General features: G+C 44.7%; 2 protein-coding genes. Both read right to left on the reverse strand.

Features of this window, described 5'->3' with window-relative positions; genetic code table 11:
• Window positions 1–55: 55 nt before the first annotated feature.
• Complete coding sequence (gene mobV, locus ADICYQ_RS31020; protein ID WP_020894198.1) at window positions 56–1,159, reverse strand: MobV family relaxase; 1,104 nt, start codon at window positions 1,157–1,159, stop codon at window positions 56–58.
• Entirely contained in the window at window positions 1,143–1,430 is a 288-nt protein-coding gene (locus tag ADICYQ_RS31025) for a plasmid recombination protein (protein WP_200861864.1), read from the reverse strand. Before ADICYQ_RS31025 ends, mobV begins: the two co-directional genes overlap by 17 nt.
• Window positions 1,431–1,660: the final 230 nt, after the last annotated feature.

Below are 1,660 nucleotides of genomic sequence, written 5' to 3' on the forward strand. Positions count from 1 at the left end.
GTCCTTATATTTAGCTGCTTCTCGACGCATACCTGCTGTATTGAAAAACGAACCGCTAATCTCCGCACCTTTGGTAACTTTCTTTAGCCCACTGCACCATTTTATCTTTCCACTCTTCTAATACGGCAACTCTCTCTTTTAGTGTCTTATTTTCTTTTTTTAACGCCTTGTTTTCTCCAACCACTTTTTCAAGTGTTTGATTCTGCTTCTTGGCGAAACTCAAAACCTCAGCATACTGACCGTCTCTCTTATCAAGTTCCTGTTTTAGCTTTAGGCTCTCCTCAGCTTCGCGATTCCTCTCAATGATCAAGCCTTTATTTTCAGCTGACAGTTCCTTATTTTCCGTTCGTAAAGCCGTCAGCTCCTCTTTCACTTCCTTCCACAGATCTTCACGCTGCTCTTCCGTAAATTCCTTTGCAAGCTTGCGCCGCATTTCCTTTTTGGACGCTTCAACTTCTGAATGGATCCTACTCTGCAGTTCCTGAAGCCGTTGGTCTTTTTCATCCGCCCGATCTGCTTCCTGCCGGGCGATAGACTGCCAGCGCTCCTTTTCCTGCGTTTCCGACTTCAATTGCCCCGCCAACTCGGCTGCCGTTTTAGTTTTCTGCTCCGCATAGGCGTACAAAGCATGGAGTTCCTGCTCCGGCACAATGACTTTATCCTTTTTGAGCCACGCTTTTTCATGTTCAATAGTCGGTATTTTCAACTCTTCAGCCTTAGCTGTCAGCGATTCTTTTTTCACTTCTATAACTGCTTGAACAGCTTTGTTTTGCTTTTCCAGTTCCTCTCTCTGCTTTTCCTTTAAAGCAATTTCAGCATTAAGCCGCTCAAGCTCCGCTTGCCGCTGATTTATTTTATACTGGTGAACATTCTCATGCTTCTTTTCGCTTGGTTCGCCGCGCACCAGGTCAAAACCGTTTTCAACCATGTGCCGATGAAAATCATCTTGAATGGCTTTCATCTTCAATTTGCCATTAAAAAAATCTTTCGCAGAGAGTCGGCCGTCCTCCGTGATCGGTACAATACCAACATGCATATGAGGAGTCGCTTCATCCATATGGACTGTAGCATAAAGCATGTTTTCAGCGCTGTATTTCTCTTTCAAATGATCAACCGCTGTTTCAAAATAGCGCCGCTGCTCCTCATCGCTCAGCCCCATTCATATAGTCAGGACTTGCCGTGATCAAAAATTCGCTGACCAAAACAGCATCCGCTCGGACCTTCCGTTTGACTCGCCCCTCAATTTTTTCATGAATCGCTTTTGAATAGCTAATCGGTTTCTCGTTCACTAGATCATAATTTAAGTGCGTCCGCTCCCGATCAATATTTTCATTTTTGCTTTTTTGAAACTCCCGCTGATTGTGTTTTTGCGTTCCATTCAATCTATCTTTTTTGTATTTTTCCATCCTGATGACTGCATAATTTGCCATGAGAAAAACCCCCGATTCAGACCACTGTATAGGGGTTATGGTAACACAAAGTTTATCTTTGGTGTAACGCACTACACCAAATTGTTCCTACGGATTCAATTTGGACGTGCGACCTGCGGTGCCGGTGGCTCTCTCATTCTCGCTATCGCATCGAAAGTTCGTGCCACTTGTCGGCTGTCCGCCGACCCGATTTTTCCGCCGATGAGAGATCGGCAGAAAATCGGAAAAAC

This window comes from Cyclobacterium qasimii M12-11B, assembly GCF_000427295.1.
In the GTDB taxonomy this organism is placed as follows: domain Bacteria; phylum Bacteroidota; class Bacteroidia; order Cytophagales; family Cyclobacteriaceae; genus Cyclobacterium; species Cyclobacterium qasimii.

What these genes read in the sequence shown, in the direction of transcription:
- mobV (WP_020894198.1), bottom strand. Translation starts at nt 1,159, where the DNA reads ATGGGGCTGAGCGATGAGGAGCAGCGGCGCTATTTTGAAACAGCGGTT.
- ADICYQ_RS31025 (WP_200861864.1), bottom strand. Translation starts at nt 1,430, where the DNA reads ATGGCAAATTATGCAGTCATCAGGATGGAAAAATACAAAAAAGATAGA.